Source organism: Clostridium sp. OS1-26, from assembly GCF_030915445.1.
GTDB lineage: Bacteria > Bacillota > Clostridia > Clostridiales > Clostridiaceae > Clostridium_AM.
On sequence record NZ_CP133264.1, the window covers coordinates 1,200,152 to 1,213,507 of the forward strand.

Annotated in this window: 18 protein-coding genes and 2 pseudogenes; all 20 read right to left on the minus strand. The window is 32.9% G+C overall.

What is annotated here, in order from left to right:
* Nucleotides 1-17: 17 nt before the first annotated feature.
* The 20 genes and pseudogenes from RCG18_RS05875 to rplO all read right to left on the minus strand — a co-directional run bounded on the left by RCG18_RS05875 (nucleotide 18) and on the right by rplO (nucleotide 13,341).
* On the minus strand, nucleotides 18-995 hold the full coding sequence (locus RCG18_RS05875; protein WP_308040463.1) for a GntR family transcriptional regulator: 978 nt from the start codon (nucleotides 993-995) through the stop codon (nucleotides 18-20).
* 339 nt (nucleotides 996-1,334) lie between these two features.
* Nucleotides 1,335-2,048 carry an N-acetylmuramoyl-L-alanine amidase CwlD gene (cwlD, locus tag RCG18_RS05880; protein WP_308040464.1) on the minus strand — a complete coding sequence of 238 codons (714 nt, stop codon included), beginning with the start codon at nucleotides 2,046-2,048 and terminating at the stop codon, nucleotides 1,335-1,337.
* A gap of 100 nt (nucleotides 2,049-2,148) precedes the next feature.
* Nucleotides 2,149-2,540: pseudogene (rpsI, locus tag RCG18_RS05885) on the minus strand (30S ribosomal protein S9).
* A gap of 25 nt (nucleotides 2,541-2,565) precedes the next feature.
* Complete coding sequence (rplM, locus tag RCG18_RS05890; protein WP_308040465.1) at nucleotides 2,566-3,000, minus strand: 50S ribosomal protein L13; 435 nt, start codon at nucleotides 2,998-3,000, stop codon at nucleotides 2,566-2,568.
* Nucleotides 3,001-3,185: 185 nt separating this feature from the next.
* Complete coding sequence (truA, locus tag RCG18_RS05895) at nucleotides 3,186-3,920, minus strand: tRNA pseudouridine(38-40) synthase TruA (protein ID WP_308040466.1); 735 nt, start codon at nucleotides 3,918-3,920, stop codon at nucleotides 3,186-3,188.
* A complete protein-coding gene (locus tag RCG18_RS05900) occupies nucleotides 3,920-4,726 on the minus strand; it encodes an energy-coupling factor transporter transmembrane component T (RefSeq protein ID WP_308040467.1) in 807 nt (268 codons plus the stop codon). Before RCG18_RS05900 ends, truA begins: the two co-directional genes overlap by 1 nt.
* Before the next feature lie 12 nt (nucleotides 4,727-4,738).
* Nucleotides 4,739-5,592 (minus strand): annotated as a pseudogene (locus RCG18_RS05905) (energy-coupling factor transporter ATPase).
* The gene (locus RCG18_RS05910; RefSeq protein WP_308040468.1) at nucleotides 5,577-6,422 is read right to left on the minus strand and encodes an energy-coupling factor transporter ATPase; all 846 of its coding nucleotides are present in this window, start codon (nucleotides 6,420-6,422) and stop codon (nucleotides 5,577-5,579) included. The pseudogene RCG18_RS05905 and the gene RCG18_RS05910 overlap by 16 nt, the downstream one beginning before the upstream one ends.
* Nucleotides 6,423-6,520: 98 nt before the next feature.
* A complete protein-coding gene (gene rplQ / locus RCG18_RS05915) occupies nucleotides 6,521-6,862 on the minus strand; it encodes a 50S ribosomal protein L17 (protein ID WP_211143622.1) in 342 nt (113 codons plus the stop codon).
* Nucleotides 6,863-6,920: 58 nt separating this feature from the next.
* Nucleotides 6,921-7,868: a DNA-directed RNA polymerase subunit alpha gene (locus tag RCG18_RS05920; protein WP_211143623.1), complete on the minus strand. Its 948-nt coding sequence runs from the start codon at nucleotides 7,866-7,868 to the stop codon at nucleotides 6,921-6,923.
* A 62-nt stretch (nucleotides 7,869-7,930) separates the two neighbouring features.
* Nucleotides 7,931-8,551, minus strand: a complete 621-nt coding sequence (rpsD, locus tag RCG18_RS05925) for a 30S ribosomal protein S4 (protein WP_308040469.1) — start codon at nucleotides 8,549-8,551, stop codon at nucleotides 7,931-7,933.
* 20 nt (nucleotides 8,552-8,571) lie between these two features.
* Nucleotides 8,572-8,970: a 30S ribosomal protein S11 gene (gene rpsK, locus RCG18_RS05930; protein ID WP_178906758.1), complete on the minus strand. Its 399-nt coding sequence runs from the start codon at nucleotides 8,968-8,970 to the stop codon at nucleotides 8,572-8,574.
* 23 nt (nucleotides 8,971-8,993) lie between these two features.
* Nucleotides 8,994-9,365, minus strand: coding sequence for a 30S ribosomal protein S13 (gene rpsM / locus RCG18_RS05935; RefSeq protein WP_211143625.1), 372 nt, complete (start codon nucleotides 9,363-9,365; stop codon nucleotides 8,994-8,996).
* Nucleotides 9,366-9,545: 180 nt separating this feature from the next.
* Entirely contained in the window at nucleotides 9,546-9,659 is a 114-nt protein-coding gene (gene rpmJ, locus RCG18_RS05940; RefSeq protein WP_025434559.1) for a 50S ribosomal protein L36, read from the minus strand.
* 16 nt (nucleotides 9,660-9,675) lie between these two features.
* The gene (gene infA, locus RCG18_RS05945) at nucleotides 9,676-9,894 is read right to left on the minus strand and encodes a translation initiation factor IF-1 (protein ID WP_011988826.1); all 219 of its coding nucleotides are present in this window, start codon (nucleotides 9,892-9,894) and stop codon (nucleotides 9,676-9,678) included.
* A complete protein-coding gene (locus RCG18_RS05950) occupies nucleotides 9,881-10,165 on the minus strand; it encodes a KOW domain-containing RNA-binding protein (RefSeq protein WP_308040470.1) in 285 nt (94 codons plus the stop codon). The genes infA and RCG18_RS05950 overlap by 14 nt, the downstream gene beginning before the upstream one ends.
* A gap of 32 nt (nucleotides 10,166-10,197) precedes the next feature.
* Nucleotides 10,198-10,947: a type I methionyl aminopeptidase gene (gene map / locus RCG18_RS05955; protein WP_308040471.1), complete on the minus strand. Its 750-nt coding sequence runs from the start codon at nucleotides 10,945-10,947 to the stop codon at nucleotides 10,198-10,200.
* On the minus strand, nucleotides 10,944-11,597 hold the full coding sequence (locus tag RCG18_RS05960; RefSeq protein WP_308040472.1) for an adenylate kinase: 654 nt from the start codon (nucleotides 11,595-11,597) through the stop codon (nucleotides 10,944-10,946). The genes map and RCG18_RS05960 overlap by 4 nt, the downstream gene beginning before the upstream one ends.
* A gap of 22 nt (nucleotides 11,598-11,619) precedes the next feature.
* Nucleotides 11,620-12,900, minus strand: coding sequence for a preprotein translocase subunit SecY (gene secY, locus RCG18_RS05965; RefSeq protein WP_308040473.1), 1,281 nt, complete (start codon nucleotides 12,898-12,900; stop codon nucleotides 11,620-11,622).
* Nucleotides 12,901-13,341 carry a 50S ribosomal protein L15 gene (gene rplO, locus RCG18_RS05970; RefSeq protein WP_308040474.1) on the minus strand — a complete coding sequence of 147 codons (441 nt, stop codon included), beginning with the start codon at nucleotides 13,339-13,341 and terminating at the stop codon, nucleotides 12,901-12,903.
* Between the last annotated feature and the right edge of the window lie 15 nt (nucleotides 13,342-13,356).

A 13,356-nucleotide genomic window follows, 5' to 3' on the forward strand; every position in this document is an offset into this window, starting at 1 on the left:
TATGAGACCTCCCAAATTTACTTTTGATATTTTAATTCAATAATTTTTGATTTTAATGCCTTTATTGAGCTTTCATCAAGACTATATATAAATCTTAATACTTCTTTTTCTTCACCTATAATTTCTTTTACATCCTTATACCTACCAGGTGAGACTATTATTACATCTGAGCTATTTGTAATCTTTTTCAATTCATCCCTATCTGTAGCATTTGTATACTGTATGTTAATATTGCCTAATCCCGCTTTTTCCAAGGCTCCCCTTGCTTTAAACATAAACTCTTGTGACATACAAACAAATCCGAACTTAGTTTCTTCAGAATATCTTGCTATCTTAACTATTGTTTGTAAATCTACGTTGATTGCTACTCCAATAATTTCTTTTTTAAATGGCTTAGTCAATCTAGCAACTTCATTAACATGGTTAAATGTAGCTATAATAACCTGACACTTTTCTATTATATTTTTCTTTTCTTCATTCATATCCATTATGTCACTTAGAGTAAATGGAATTACATTCATATTTGTACTTTCAGTTAGCTGTTTGCTAAACATCCTTGATTGTTCAATATTGCATTCCACATACAATGCTGTTATTTTACTCATTATTTCTTTCTTTTCTTTAACTCTTTGGGCAACTATATCTAAGAATTCATCTACATCCATTCCAGTTTCTATCGCTTCTTCTAATCCTAAGTCTACAAACTTTATTATTTTCTCTTTTATGTTTTGAGCCTTCCATGGATTAGCTTCTTCAGCTACAAAAGTTCCTCTGCCTTGATAAGACTTCAAAACACCTTCTTGTTCCAATTCATTATAAGCTGCACTTATAGTGTTTCTGCTAACTTTTAAATTTTCTGACAATTCTCTTTCTGTAGGCATTTTATTACCCACCTTTAAGGTGCCATTCTTTATTAAGTCCATTATTTGTTTTTTTACTTGCAAGTAAAGTGGTACTCCACTTTCCTTGTTTATTCTAATATCTATAATAATCACCCCGAAGCTTCCATTGGATTAATGGACTAATCCATCCTTTAATTAAATAATAACATATTCAAAATTGGACATCAATAACCAGTTACAAAAATTCAAAATTAAGAAAACTTTAATACAGGTTGAATAATTTATATATTTTATACATTTTTAGCTTATTATTATGCAACCATTAAAGTCTTAATTTCAACTATATTTAGACAAACACTAAATATTATGCAAATATATTTGTATATTTATTAATAACCTTTCAATATCCTTACTATGCATTTTGAATAATTGCACACAAAAAGCTGCAAGTTATATTTCACAACTGCAGCTTTTCATCTCTATTTTCTATATTTATTGATTATAATAAAATTTTACCGAATTTTCTATGGATTCCGCAATTTTATTTTGATATTCTTCTGATTTCAACTTTTGTTCTTCAATTGGATTTGATAGAAACCCGCATTCAACTAACACACCAGGCATATCATCATTGCACCTTAATACTTTATATGAATCTAGAGCTGGTTTTGCTTGTCTATTATTATTGATATCTAAGTCTTTTTTCAAATTGTCTTGAATTATCTTAGCAAATCTTTGACTATCTTTATTTCTTGAATACCATACTTGAGCGCCATAGTATTTAGACTCTTGGAACATGTTTAAATGTATACTAATAAACATACCACATTGAGTGTCTTTCTTAATTTTACATCTATTGTTTAAGTCCTCAATCTTTTTCTTTCTTATCTTACCTTCATCTGTATATAAGCCTTTATCTTCTTCTCTAGTCATTATTACTTTATAGCCATCCTTAACCAGTCTCTCTCTAAGCTTTAAACTTATTTTTAAATTAATATCTTTTTCCATGGTTCCAGTTTGTGATACAGCTCCCCCATCTATCCCTCCATGTCCGGGATCTATAAGAATAATCTTATTCTCATTTTCTTTATCTATTTTATGATTGTCAGCAATTACTGTATATCTTGCATTAGCATAAAATATAGAAGCTAATCCTAAAAACACTACAAAAATAACTATTAATAACTTAGCATTCTTGAATTTCAATTTTTCCCCTCCTAAAATAAGACTTCATATATATTTTATGCTTGTACATTAAATATAATTTATTATAAATAAAAAAAGAGAGGAAATTTCCTCTCTTTGATTATCTCTTTGAGAACTGTGGAGCTCTTCTTGCTTTTTTAAGACCGTATTTCTTTCTTTCCTTCATTCTTGGGTCTCTTGTTAAGAAACCAGCTTTTTAAGCTCTGGTCTTAAATTCTCATCAGCTTTTAATAAAGCTCTTGATATTCCGTGTCTGATAGCTCCAGCCTGACCTGTGAAACCACCACCGTGTACATTTACTAATACATCGAATTTTTCTTTAGTTGCAGTTAAAACTAAAGGTTGATTAACTATAACTCTCAAAGTTTCTAATCCGAAGTAAGTTTCTGCATCTCTTTTATTTATTATTACTTTACCTTCACCAGGTACAAGTCTTACTCTTGCTATTGATTTCTTTCTTCTTCCTGTTCCAAAATATTGAACTTTAGCCATTTTTTCTCCTCCTTCCAGCTTCCAATTAATATCTTAATTCTAATACTTCTGGTTTTTGAGCTTCATGATTATGCTCAGCACCTCTGTATACTTTAAGTTTCTTAAGCATTTGTCTTCCTAATACTCCATTTGGAAGCATTCTTCTTACTGCTTCTTGGAATACAAACTCAGGCTTCTTTTGTATAGCTTCTCTATATGGAGTTTCTTTTAATCCACCTGGATATAATGAGTGATGTCTTAACATTTTTTGATCTAATTTCTTTCCTGTTAAAACTACCTTCTCAGCATTTATTATTATAACAAAATCTCCAGTATCAACATTTGGTGTAAATGTTGGCTTATGCTTTCCTCTTAATATTGTAGCTACTTGGCTTGCTACTCTTCCTAGTGGTTTTCCAGCAGCATCAACAACATACCATTTTCTTTCAACTTCTTGTGGTTTAGCTATGTATGATTTCATCTTTTTCCCTCCCTGAATTCTTATACATAAAATACGTTCTTCTATATAAAGACCCGGGGCTAGTGGATCTTTTATACTTTTGATACAAACATTTATATTATAATACAATCTGCCTGGCGTGTCAATAAATTTCGCTAAAGCATTATTGTAATTTATTAGCTAAATACTATGTCCAGTATAAATTGTTAATAATATACTTCTTCTAAACATAATCCACTTGCTGATACCGATTTACCAGCTTTAGACCTATCCTTAGACTTTATTATATCTACTATATGCTCTGGACTAAATTTGCCTACTCCAACTTCTAAAAGAGTTCCGACAATTATTCTAACCATGTTATATAAAAAACCGTCACCAACTATACTAAACTTTATAGTTTTTTCTTCCTTAACTATTTGTAATTCTTTTATAGTTCTTACGGATGTTTTTACTGAACTTCCGGTTTTCTTAAAAGCCGAAAAATCATGAGTTCCTAAAAAATATCTTGACGCTTCTTTCATCTTTTCCATGTCTAAGCTTCTATGAAAGCAATATACATAATTTCTACCTATAGCAGGTCTCTCAGCGCCAGTTACAACAGTATATACGTATCTTTTCCCCGAACTATCAAATCTAGAATGAAATTCCTCATCTACCTCTTTAGAATCGATTATAACGATATCTGCTGGTAAAAAACTATTTAAAGCCTTTTTAAAATTTGATGAAGGTATCTTACTTTCTGTATGAAAGTTACACACAAAGCCTCTTGCGTGTACTCCAGCATCTGTTCTGCTGGACCCTATAACTTCGGAAAAAGCCCCTGTAACAATTTCTATTGATTCTTCTACTCTTTGTTGTATTGCAATTGCATTATTTTGTCTTTGCCAACCTGCATAATTAGTACCATCATATTCTACAATTAACTTTATATTTCTCATCAATGCCACATCCTGCTCCATATAGAAAGTGACACCAATGCTACTGTAAAGAATGATGCAATCAAGTCTTTGTTAGTTAATCTTAACTGTTTCATTCTAGTTCTTCCTTCGCCACCTCTATAGCATCTTGATTCCATTGCCATAGCCAATTCATCGGCACGTCTAAAAGAGCTTATAAACAACGGAACTAATATAGGAATCAAACTCTTAGCTCTTTGCATTAAATTGCCTGATTCAAAATCAGCTCCTCTAGCCATTTGTGCTTTCATAATTTTATCTGTTTCATCCATTAAAGTTGGAATGAATCTTAATGCAATAGTCATCATCATAGCAAGTTCATGTGCAGGTATACCTATCTTCTTTAAAGGATTTAAAAGCTTCTCTATCCCATCTGTCAATTCTATTGGAGAAGTTGTTAGAGTAAGTAACGATGTACCAATTATTAGAAACACAAGTCTTAAAACCATAAATACAGCTAAAATCAATCCTTCTCTATAAATGGTTATAAATCTCCACTGAAATAATGGTGGATTGGTTCCCCCTGTCATTAACATGTTAAGCAAAGCAGTTATAATAGCTAATACAAGTATAGGTTTAAGTCCTTTATATATATACCTGAATTGAACTTTAGAGATAATTATAGAAAACAAAGTAAAAATTGTTATAAATATATAACCCTTAAAATTGCTTACTATAAATAAATCCACTATGTATATTAAAGATATCAATATTTTAACTCTTGGATCTAATTTATGCACAAAAGACTCGCCAGGTATATACTGTCCTATTGTAATATCTTTAATCATTTATTAGCTCCCCTAACGTTTATTTAGTATTCTTAGTATTTCTTTTTTAGCTTGTTCAACTGTAAATATGCTATCAGATATATCAAATCCTTTTGATTTAAGTCTTTTAACAAGATACGTTACTTGTGGAACTGCAAGCCCAACACTTTCTAGGGTATCTATTTCCTTAAATACTTCAGATGGCTTACCATCAAGTATACATTTTCCCTTATTCATTACTAATATTCTATCAGCAAGCTTTGCTACATCCTCCATGCTATGTGAAACAAGTACTATAGTCATGTTATATTCTAAGTGTAGGTCTTTTATCTTACCTAAAATCTCATCTCTTCCTTTTGGATCAAGACCGGCTGTTGGTTCATCTAATATTAGAATTTTAGGTTCCATTGCTACCACGCCTGCTATCGCTACTCTTCTTTTTGTCCTCCACTTAGCTCGAATGGAGACTTATCCTTATACTTTTCATAGTCTAGACCTACCATATTCATTGCTCTTTTAACTCTTTTATTTATATCATCATCACTTAATCCTAGATTCTTAGGGCCAAAAGCAATGTCTTTTTCTATAGTTTCTTCAAATAACTGATATTCTGGATACTGAAACACAAGCCCCACTTTTTTTCTTATAAAATTTAGATTAACCTTTTTTTTTGTAATGTCAATATCGTCTATTATTATACTACCTAAATCTGGCTTTAGCAGGCCATTAATATGTTGAATAAGCGTGGATTTTCCTGAGCCAGTATGACCAATCAGTGCAAGAAATTCCCCGCTATTTATAGTAATATTAACATTATCAAGTGCCTTTTTTTCGAAAGGAGAACCCTTCATGTATATATGAGTTAAGTTTTCTATTTTAATCGACATAATTCATCCACCATCTCATCTATAGTTAATATATCTTCTCTAATATTTAATCCACTATTTTTCAATTCATAGGATAATTCTGTCATTTGGGGTACATCAAGTCCTATAGTTTTCATTTTATTAACCTTACTAAAGATATCTTTTGGAGTGCCTTCCATCATAACCTTACCTTCATCCATAACTATGATTCGGTTAGCTTCCACGGCTTCTTCCATATAATGTGTAATAAGTACTACAGTTATCCCGTACTTATTATTTATTTCTTTTATAGTTTTTATTACTTCTCTTCTTCCTGAAGGATCAAGCATAGCAGTGGATTCATCAAATATTATGCATTCAGGCATCATGGCTAATACTCCAGCTATAGCTACTCTTTGCTTTTGACCTCCTGATAGCAAATGGGGTGCATGTTTCCTGTACTCATACATATTAACCTTTTTTAAACAGTCATCTACTCTTCTCCTAATTTCAGAAGATTCAATACCTAAGTTCTCTGGCCCGAACGCTACATCCTCTTCTACAATAGTCGCAACAATTTGATTATCAGGATTTTGAAATACCATACCTGCCTTGTTTCTTATATCCCAAATATTTTTTTCTATAGATGTATCTAGCTTACTAACATACACCTTTCCTTCACTTGGAATCAATAAGGCATTCATATGTTTTGCTATAGTTGATTTTCCAGATCCATTTCTTCCTAAAATAACAAGAAACTCACCTTTTTTCACCTCTAAGGTAACATCATTTATAGCTAATTTTATATCATCCTTATTATTACTCTCATATTTAAAAACAACGTTTTGACACTGTACCATCTTTTCTTCCATAAGAAACACCCCGCTATTTTTGCAGCAATAAAATAATATATTATAGCAAAATGGGGACTAAGCTAGCCTACTTAATCCCCTTAATTTTATAGTAATTATTATACTAACTCTAGTATAACAACTTCAGCTCCATCGCCTCTTCTTGGTCCTACTTTATACATTCTTGTATATCCGCCGTTTCTCTCAGCATATTTAGGAGCTACATTGTCAAATAAGTTTCTTACTACTTCCTCTTCAGTTACAAAAGAAAGTACTTGTCTTCTAGCATGAAGATCTCCTCTTTTAGCAAGAGTTATCATTTTCTCAGCTAGACTTCTAGTTTCCTTCGCTCTAGTTTCTGTTGTTTCAATTTTACCATGCTTTAAGAAACTAGTAACAAGGTTTCTTAGCATTGCTTTTCTTTGGTCAGTTGGACGACCTAATTTACGATATCCTGCCATCTCCTATACCTCCTTACCTTTACTCTTCTTCAAGTATGACTATATCAGAACTACTATATTATTCTTCACTCTGTTTTAATGATAATCCTAAAGCAAGAAGTTTTTGTTCAACCTCTTCTAAAGATTTTTTACCTAGGTTTCTAACCTTCATCATGTCATCCATGGTTCTCTCGGTTAGTTCCTGTACTGTATTAATACCTGCTCTTTTTAAGCAATTATAACTTCTAACAGAAAGATCAAGTTCTTCTATTGTCATTTCAAGAACTTTTTCCTTTTTGTCTTCTTCCTTTTCAACCATTATTTCAACATTGTTGGCATGGTCAGTTAAAGTCATAAATAACTTAAAATGCTCTATTAGAATCTTAGCAGATAAACTAATAGCTTCATCAGGCATTATAGTACCATTAGTCCAAACTTCAAGAGATAACTTATCATAATCAGTTATCTGACCAACTCTTGTATTTTCTACAACAAAGTTAACTCTTTTGATTGGAGTATATATTGAATCTACAGGAATAGTACCTATAGGCATCTCTTCTGCTTTATTCTTAGTTTGAGAGACATAACCTCTTCCTCTATTAATCATGATTTCCATATAAAGCTTTCCATCTTCATCAAGGGTAGCTATATGTAAATCTTTGTTGATTATTTCAACATCTCCATCAGTTCTAATGTCTCCTGCTGTAACTTCTCCTGGCCCTTGTGCATCTATGTAGACAGTCTTAGGACCATCTCCATTCATTTTTAATGCTAACCCCTTAATGTTCAGAATTAATTCGCTAACATCTTCTTTAACGCCACGGACAGTCGAAAACTCATGGAGAACTCCCTCTATTTTAATGTGGTTGGCAGCCACTCCTGGTAATGAAGAAAGGAGAATTCTTCTTAATGCATTACCAAGAGTAGTACCATATCCTCTTTCTAGTGGTTCTACCACAAACTTACCATAGGCACCATCTTCACTAACTTCAACACACTCTATTTTAGGCTTTTCTATCTCTAACATGAATATAACCCTCCTTCTATTTATATTAAAATGTATTTTGAGGGCAACTGATTCTATATTAATTACTTACTATATAACTCTACTATTAATGTTTCGTTAACAGGAATATCTATATCTTCTCTAGTTGGCTCTCTAAGAACTCTTCCTTGGAAATCTGCAGTACTTCCCTCTAACCAAGCTGGTACAGTCTTTGGATTTTCAGCAAATACCTTAAACTTTTCTGATGCTCTGCTCTTTTCACGAACAGCTATAACATCTCCAGCTGATAATCTGTATGAAGCAATGTCTACTTTTTTACCATTAACTAAGAAGTGTCCGTGAGTTACTAATTGTCTAGACTCACTTCTTGATCCGCCAAATCCTAGTCTGTAAACTACATTGTCAAGTCTTAATTCAAGAAGTTTTAACAAGTTTTCACCTGATATACCTCTCATTCTTTCAGCTCTTTCGTATGTAGCTCTGAATTGACCTTCTAATAAGCCGTACATCTTTTTAGCTTTTTGTTTCTCTCTTAATTGTAAGCCGTAGTTAGATAATTTCTTTCTACCCTGTCCGTGTTGTCCTGGTGCATATCCTCTTCTTGAGAATGCACACTTATCTGTATAACATCTATCCCCTTTTAGGAATAGCTTTAAACCTTCTCTTCTGCATATTCTACATGCAGGTCCAGTATATCTTGCCATTATTTCTACACCTCCTATGCCTAGACTCTTCTTCTTTTTGGTGGTCTACATCCGTTATGTGGTATTGGAGTAACATCTTTTATTAATGTAACTTCTAATCCAGCAGCTTGTAATGATCTTATTGCAGCTTCCCTACCAGCTCCTGGTCCCTTTACATAAACTTCAATACTCTTTAAACCATGTTCCATAGCTGCTTTTGCAGATGTTTCTGCAGCCATTTGCGCAGCAAATGGAGTACTCTTTCTTGAACCTCTGAAGCCTAATCCGCCTGCACTAGCCCATGATAAAGTGTTTCCTACTGCATCAGTAATTGTAACTATGGAATTGTTAAAAGTTGATTTTATATGCGCACAGCCATGCTCAACATTTTTTCTTTCTTTTTTTCTTCTTGTCTTTTTAACTTTTGATCCAGCTGCCATCGTTTTCCCTCCTTAACTATTAATTACTTCTTCTTCTTAGCACCTATCATCTTTTTAGGGCCTTTTCTTGTTCTAGCATTAGTCTTAGTTTTTTGTCCTCTTACTGGAAGGCCTCTTCTGTGTCTTATTCCTCTGTAACAGCCGATTTCTACTAATCTCTTTATGTTAAGAGCAATTTCTCTTCTTAGGTCACCTTCAACTTTAACGTTCTTATTTATATAATCTCTTAAAGCATTAACTTCTTCTTCAGTTAGATTCTTAACTCTAGTATCTGGGTTAACTCCAGTTTCGCTAAGAATTTTTTGAGAAGTTGGTAGTCCTATGCCATATATATAAGTTAAACCTATTTCAACTCTTTTTTCCTTTGGTAAGTCTATACCTGATATTCTTGCCATTAATATTTACACCTCCTAAATATCTAATTGGTAAGCATATAATACGCTTATTTTTCAATTTAGTTTTGTTTTTATATAAAGTTTTAGGTTAATAGAATAAGAATCTTATTCTATCATCAGCCGCATCCTAAAACATTATTAACTTAAATTAATATAATCTATTATAAAATATAGTATATATTAGCCTTGTTTTTGCTTATGTTTAGGATTTTCACAGATAACCATTACTCTTCCTTTTCTTTTTATAATTTTACATTTCTCACAAATAGGCTTAACTGATGGTCTTACTTTCATAGCTAACCCTCCTTAATTACTTTGCTCTCCAGGTTATTCTTCCACGAGTTAAATCGTAAGGAGAAAGTTCTACTGTAACTTTATCACCTGGTAAAATTCTTATAAAATTCATTCTTAATTTACCTGATATGTGTGCTAGTATCTTATGTCCGCTTTCCAATTCTACCTCAAACATTGCATTAGGTAATGCTTCAAGCACAGTACCCTGCATTTCTATAACATCATCTTTTGACATAAGGCAATCGAACCTCCTTATCATTGTCATAGGACTGCAAAATTCTTTTTATAATTGCATTAGTAACTTTTTCGTCTGACATTAATAAGCTCCCTATTTCTTCAGCAATTATATTAGTAAACTCTAAGTGTTTTATTTTTTTCCTCTTAGGTTTTTCTACAGGCCTTAGGCTGCCATCACAAACATAAACATACTCATCATTTAGTATGCTTACTACTACGAAAACCTTGCCTTGATCTCTTCCTGCTTTAGAATAAACTATTTTTCCCAAACAGCTATTATTTAACAATATATTCACCTCTGTTAAACTATGGTCAGTATTTCAGGGCCGTTATCTAAGATAGCAACAGTATTTTCATAATGTGCTGATAAACTCTTATCTACTGTAACAACAGTCCAGTCATTTGATTCTACTTCTACATGATACTTACCTATATTAACCATAGGTTCTATAGCTAAAACCATACCTTTTTTTAATGTAGGACCTCTTCCTGGTCTGCCGTAGTTAGGTACTTCAGGATCCTCATGCATTTCTTTTCCTATGCCATGACCTACATAATCCCTAACTATAGAATAGCCAAAGCTTTCAACGTATTCCTGAATTGCAGCTGATATATCTGTTAACTTGTTACCAACAATAGCTTTTTCAATACCTTTGAAAAAACTTTGTTTAGTTACTTCAATTAACTTTAATGCTTCTTCTGAAGTGTTTCCAACAGAAAAAGTTCTCGCTGCATCTCCTTGATATCCATTTAATATAGCCCCGCAATCAACGCTAATAATATCGCCTTCTTGCAAAACTACATTTTTTGCTGGAATACCATGAACTACCTCATTATTAACAGAAGCACATATTGAACCTGGAAATCCACAGTAACCTTTAAAAGACGGCTTTGCACCTTGTTTTAAAATATACTCTTCTGCAATTATATCCAATTCTGCAGTAGTTATTCCAGGTCTTATTGCCTCTTCAAGCTTCAACAGGGTATTGGCAACAACTTTACCTGCCTGCCTCATATACTCAATTTCTATATCGGTTTTAATTATTATCATTTAGCAACCGCTCCTAGAACATCACAAATTTTTTCAAATACCATACCTATTTCTTCTGTTCCATCTACTTTTGCGAGTATATTTTTCTCCTTATAGTACTGAATTAGAGGTTGAGTCTGTCTGTCATAGACATCTAATCTTTCTTTGACAGTTTCCTCAGTATCATCTTTTCTTTGTACTAAAGGGCCACCACAAACATCACATTTATTTTCAACCTTAGGCGTATTGAATTTTATGTGATAACTTGCGCCGCATGCAGAGCAAACTCTTCTGCCTGTCATTCGCTCCAAAATAAATTCCTTAGGAACGTCAATCAGTAAAGCTGTATCGATTTTTTGATCATTGCTGTTCAAAAACGAATCTAATGCCTCAGCCTGTTTCACTGTTCTTGGAAAGCCATCTAATAAAAAGCCATTTTCACAATCATTCATACTTAATCTATCATTAACTATACCTATAGTAACTTCATCCGGTACTAACTGTCCGTTATCCATATACCTCTTAGCTTCTATTCCAAGAGGAGTTTTTTCTGAAATATTTTTTCTGAAAATATCTCCTGTTGATATATGCGGTATAGAATATTTTTCAGTAATTAATTTAGCCTGTGTTCCTTTTCCAGCTCCCGGAGGACCTAGTAAAATAATCTTCAACCGAATCATCTCCAAATACTTTTTATTTTAAGAATCCTTGATAATGACGCATTACCAATTGAGACTCTAGCTGCCTTAAAGTATCAAGTGCAACTCCTACCATAATTAGTAAACCAGTACCGCCAAAAGATATTCCTTTAAAGTTAGAATATGATTCTGCAATAATAGGAGTTATCGCTATTATCCCTGCAAAAGCTCCACCAATTATGGAAATTTTAGCAAGAACTTTTCCTATATAGCTAGCTGTTGGTTCGCCTGGTCTTATTCCTGGTACAAATCCTGAAGATTTATGCATATTCTCAGCCATTTCATCTGGCTTGAAAGTAACTTCAGTATAGAACCAAGTGAAGAAAATTGTCAATGCAAAATAAGTTACTGCATACTGCCAACTACCTTCTTTAACCAAGCTAAACTTACTCCCAGTAATAAACTGATAAAAAGCTGAATTTGGCCAAAACTGACCTATTGTTTTCGGAAAACTCATAACTGATATTGCAAAAATTATTCCGATAACTGCTGATCCGTTTACATTGATAGGAATATGGGTTGATTGACCCTTATATACCTTGCCACCAGCTGTTTTACCTGCATATTGAACAGGAATTCTTCTTTCTGACAGACTCATTATTACAACTCCTATAAATAAGGCTAAGGATGCTGCAGCAAATACTACAAGTTCAATAAAATTGACTGTCTCTGCTTTTTGGAGTCCTATAATTTGGTATAAAGTTGTTGGAAATCTTGATATGATATTCACAAATATTAATAGTGATATACCATTTCCAACTCCTTTTTCAGTTATCTTATCACCAAACCACATTAAAAAGGTTGATGCTGTAGTTAACGTAAGTATTATCAAGAATATATTTAACTTATTTGACGGATCTTGAAGTGCACCAGCTCTAGTTATTATTGCATATGAGGTAAATGCTTGAATTAGTCCTAAAGGTACTGCAGCATATCTTGTGTACTGCTGTATCTTTTTTCTTCCATCTTCGCCTTCTTTTGAAAGCTGTTCCAATCTTGGAACTGCAATTGTTAATAACTGCATAATTATAGAAGAGTTAATGAACGGAACTACTCCCATAGCAAAAATACTGAACTGACTAAATGCACCACCAGATATTAAATCATAAAAGCCAAATAATGATCCGCTTTTTGTTAAACTAGCAAGTTTTGCCGTGTCAATTCCAGGAACAGGAATTGTATTTCCCATCCTGAAAATTGCTACCATAAATAATGTAAATAATATCTTTTTTCTTAATTCAGGAACTTTCCAGGCATTACGTAAAGTTGATAGCACCTATATCACCTCAACTTTTCCTCCAGCTGCTTCAATTTTCTCAGCTGCAGCCTTTGTGAATTTTGCTGCCTTAACAGTTAATTTCTTCTGTAATTCACCATTGCCAAGTATCTTTACTCCATTCTTAGCTTTCTTTACTATACCTTTTTCAAGTAATAGTTCAGGTGTAATTTCAGTACCATCTTCAAATATGTTTAGTCTTTCAACATTTATTTCAGCATATTCTTTAGCAAATATATTTGTAAAACCTCTCTTAGGAAGCCTTCTGTATAGTGGCATCTGACCTCCTTCGAATCCTAGTCTTACTCCACCACCACTTCTAGCTTTTTGGCCTTTTTCACCTTTACCGGCATTTCTTCCTAATCCAGATCCAGTACCTCTTCCAACTCTTTTTGGTGCTTTTCTTGCGCCTTCAGCTGGTCTTAACTCATGAAGTTTCATTCTATTTACACCTCC